Below are 3,833 nucleotides of genomic sequence, written 5' to 3' on the forward strand. Positions count from 1 at the left end.
GCGGCCGCCGACCTTCATCCCCGGGATCCCGTCCTGCCAGCCCTTGATCAGGCCGCGCAGCGGGAACTCGATCGACTCGCCCCGGTTCCAGGAGGAGTCGAACTCGGCGCCGGACTCGTAGTCCACCCCCAGGTAGTGCACGCGGACGGTGTCGCCGGGCTTGGCCTCGGCGCCGTCGCCGACGGTGATGTCGGTGATGACGAGGTCGGCGGGCGGCGGGCCTTCGGGGAAGTCGACCTCGGGCTTGGTGGCATCGGTTCCTGACATGAGGCCCATCCAACACGAGCGGACCGATCGGCGGTCGATCAGCCCGCCCACCCCCGCACCGGGGGGTGTGTGGATCGGCGCGCGGATGAAGTCGACGACTGGCGTCCCACCGGTCACATTCGGGGTGAGTTGATCCGCGCCGGGGTTGTTGATCCGCGCGGGGAAGGGGTCACCGGTGGGGCCGCGGCGGCGCCGGGGAGGGGTCAGCGGACGCCGCCCATCAGCTTCAGGATCGGCTTGACGAACAGGAGCAGCACGGCGCCGACCACGATGGCGATGGCGCCGAGGATGCCGAAGTAGGGGACCTGGTCGTCGACCGAGTAGAACTCGGCGAGGACGCCGGCCATCGCGGTGCCCAGCGCGATGGACAGGAACAGCAGGGCGACCATCTGGGTCTCGAAGATCTTCGGCGCGAGCTTGGTCGAGAGCGACAGGCTGATCGGCGAGATGAGCAGCTCGGCGTTGGTGAAGACGAAGATCACGCCGATCACGCCCAGCAGTGGGGCGCTGTTCGGCACCGTGCTGGCCATCGGGATGAACAGCAGGAACGCCACGCCCATGACGATGGTGCCCAGCCCGAACTTGACCGGGCTGGACGGCTGCCGGTTGCCCAGCTTGGTCCAGATGGCGGCGTAGACCCCGGACAGGATGATGATGAACACCGGGTTGATCGACTGGACCCAGCTCACCGGCATCTCCCAGCCGAACAGGTCCCGGTTGAGCTGCTGGTCGGAGTACACCGTCAGCACCGTGAACTGCTGCTGGTACAGCGACCAGAACACCGCGCTGACCAGGAACATCGGGATGAAGGCGACCACCCGCCGGCGCTCGACCGGGGTGATCCGCTTGTTGCTCAGGATCACCACGAAGTAGGCGATCGACGCGACGATCGTCGCGGCCACCACGGCCTGGGCGAGATTGTCGGCGTTCAGCAGGCCGGTGAACGAGGCCAGCGCGATGGCGGCGACGATCGCCACGCCGACGACCACCATGGTCAGGCGCCGGTTGGCCGGCAGCGGATTGGGCACCTCGTTCGCCGCGGGCGGCAGGTTCTTGCGTCCGAACGCGTAGATGGTCAGACCGATCGCCATGCCCACGGCGGCCAGGATGAATCCGGCGTGGAAGCCCCAGGTCGTCTGGAACAGCCCGGTCAGGATCGGGCCGGCGAAGGCCCCGATGTTGATGCCCAGGTAGTAGATCGAGAAGCCGGCGTCCCGCCGCGGGTCGCCCGGCTCGTACAGGGTGCCGACCAATGACGTGCAGTTGGCCTTGACGCCGCCGGAGCCCAGCGCGATCAGCACCAGGCCGACGCCGACGCCGAGCAGCCCGGGCAGCGCGGACAGCGCGATGTGCCCGGCCATCACCAGGACGGCGGCGTAGAAGAGGGTGCGCTCGGCGCCCATCACCCGGTCGGCCAGCCAGGCCCCGAGGATGGTCGACAGGTAGACGGTGCCGCCGTAGGCGCCGACGATGCTGGTCGCCTCGACCTTGTCGATGCCCAGACCGCCGTCGGCGGTGGAGTAGTACAGGTAGATCAGCAGGATGCCCTGCATGCCGTAGAACGAGAACCGCTCCCACATCTCGACCGAGAACAGCGTGGCGAGCTGCCGGGGCTGGCCCAGGAACGTGCCGTGATCGGCCGGCCGAGGGGTGGCGGTGGTCATGATCGATAGCGTCCCACCGCGACCCCCCGGCCCGCGGCGACACGCGCGCCGGTCCGGGCCGTACGCTGCCGTTCCGTGGGTCAGCTGATCGTCATCGAAGGACTCGACGGCTCGGGTAAACGGACGCTCGCCGAGGGGCTCGCGCAGCGCTGGCGCTCCGCCGGCCGGACCGTGGCCACCCTGGCCTTCCCGCGGTACGGGCAGGACGTGCACGCGGACCTGGTCCGGGACGCGCTGTACGGCCGGCTGGGCGACCTGTCCGACTCGATCCACGGGCCGGCCCTGCTGTTCGCGCTGGACCGGCGGGGCGCCGCCGAGCGGATCCGGGCCCTGCTGGCCACCCATGACGTGGTGCTGCTGGACCGGTACGTCACGTCCAACGCCGCCTACGGCAGCGCGCGGCTGGGCGCCCCTGACCGCCCGACCGATTTCCCGGAATGGGTCCGCGCGTTGGAGATCGACCGCTTCGGCGTCCCGCTGCCGGACCGCCAGTTCCTGCTCGCGACCTCGGTCGAACTGTCCGCCCGGCGCGCCCGGGCCCGGGCCGACCAGGAGCACGACCGGGCATTGGACCGGTTCGAGGCCGACGACGGCCTGCAACGGCGGACCGCGGCGATGTATCGGCAGCTGGCCGAGCAGGAGTACCTGTCGCCGTGGACGGTGCTGACGCCCGGCGCCGACGGGTCGTTCAGCCTGCCGGCGGCGGTGGAGTGAGGCCGGCGGGCCCGGCCTCGGGACCGGCGGGCGCGTCACCCGGCCCGCCCGACCCGGTCCGGCGGTGCCGGTCCAGGTCGGCGGCCAGCCGCAGGGCGTAGTCCAGCCGCTCGGTGCGGATGCGGACGTCGATGTAGAGCAGCGCGACGACGGCCCCGGTCCAGGCGCCGGTGAACGCGCCGACCACGGCGCCCACCCCCTGCGTGATCAGCAGTGTGGTCACCGCGTCGTGCTGCCCGAACAGCGAGCCCAGCACGGTGGTGACGATCGCCCCGCCGACGGTGGAGATCAGCAGCGCCAGGGCCAGCGCCCCGAAGATGCGCGCGCGGTGGCCGCGGCTGAGCGCGGCGCTGCGGCGCAGGGAATCGCTCAGGCCCGAGCGCTCCATCGCCACCACCGAGGCGGCCAGCGCCAGCACCAGGTAGGCCAGCACGCCGGGGACGACCAGCAGCATCAGGCCGAGCGAGACCAGCACCCCGACGACGACCGCCACCGCCAGCAGGGCCGGCCAGCGGCCGCGGAGCCGGCCGGCCAGCTCGCCGCGACCGTCCCGGCCCTGGGCCAGGGCGCCGGCATAGACCGTCGCCACGCCGGCCACCACCTGGGCCCCGGTCACCGAGACGATCAACCCGGCCAGGGCGGAGACCAGGATGGAGGCCGGGATCGACGTGCCGCCGCGCAGCACGTCCTCCAGCCAGGTGGCCTCCGCGTAGGCCTGCAGCGTGCCGGCGGCCGCGAGCACGCCCACGGTGACCGCGGCCGACAGCACCCCGACCACCAGGGCGGTCAGCACCAGCGGGGCGAGGCTGCGGCGCAGCACCGTCACGGCGGTACCCAGGATCTCGCCCACCGTCAGCGGGCGCAGCGGGATCGGCCCGGGCTGCGTCGCCCCCCAGGCGTCGGGGCGGCCCGGGTAGGGCCGGCCGTACGGGTCCTGGCGGGGGTACTCCGGGTAGCTCACGATCTCATCGTCCCACGCGGTCCGGCGCGGCCGATCGGCCCGCGATCACGCACCGGCACCGCGCGCCCCCCTCGGGTGGTCCGTTCGGGATGACACCATGGGTTCATGAAAGCTCGTGTGCTGGTGGTCGACGACGACCCCGCCCTCGCCGAGATGCTCACCATCGTGCTGCGCGGGGAGGGCTTCGACACCGCCGTGGTGCGGGACGGGTCGAAGGCGGTCGAGGC

At 72.1% G+C, this 3,833-nt stretch carries 4 protein-coding genes and 1 pseudogene; 2 read left to right on the plus strand and 3 right to left on the minus strand.

Features of this window, described 5'->3' with window-relative positions; translation table 11 throughout:
- Positions 1-267: FKBP-type peptidyl-prolyl cis-trans isomerase (locus ACOJUF_RS02590; protein ID WP_420120305.1), on the minus strand; the 267-nt coding region annotated here is incomplete at its 3' end.
- A gap of 203 nt (positions 268-470) precedes the next feature.
- Positions 471-1,931, minus strand: coding sequence for a peptide MFS transporter (locus ACOJUF_RS02595; RefSeq protein ID WP_420120306.1), 1,461 nt, complete (start codon positions 1,929-1,931; stop codon positions 471-473).
- Between the two features lie 75 nt (positions 1,932-2,006).
- On the opposite strand from ACOJUF_RS02595, the gene ACOJUF_RS02600 reads away from it, so the two are divergent.
- A complete protein-coding gene (locus ACOJUF_RS02600; RefSeq protein ID WP_420120307.1) occupies positions 2,007-2,645 on the plus strand; it encodes a dTMP kinase in 639 nt (212 codons plus the stop codon).
- Here the strand turns inward: ACOJUF_RS02600 and ACOJUF_RS02605 are convergent.
- Positions 2,620-3,606 carry a YciC family protein gene (locus ACOJUF_RS02605; RefSeq protein ID WP_420120308.1) on the minus strand — a complete coding sequence of 329 codons (987 nt, stop codon included), beginning with the start codon at positions 3,604-3,606 and terminating at the stop codon, positions 2,620-2,622. The two genes, ACOJUF_RS02600 and ACOJUF_RS02605, sit on opposite strands and share 26 nt — an antisense overlap.
- 105 nt (positions 3,607-3,711) lie before the next feature.
- On the opposite strand from ACOJUF_RS02605, the pseudogene ACOJUF_RS02610 reads away from it, so the two are divergent.
- A pseudogene (locus ACOJUF_RS02610) lies at positions 3,712-3,833 on the plus strand (DNA-binding response regulator); the annotation flags it as partial.

This window comes from Nakamurella sp. (genome assembly GCF_048594475.1).
Lineage (GTDB): Bacteria > Actinomycetota > Actinomycetes > Mycobacteriales > Nakamurellaceae > Nakamurella.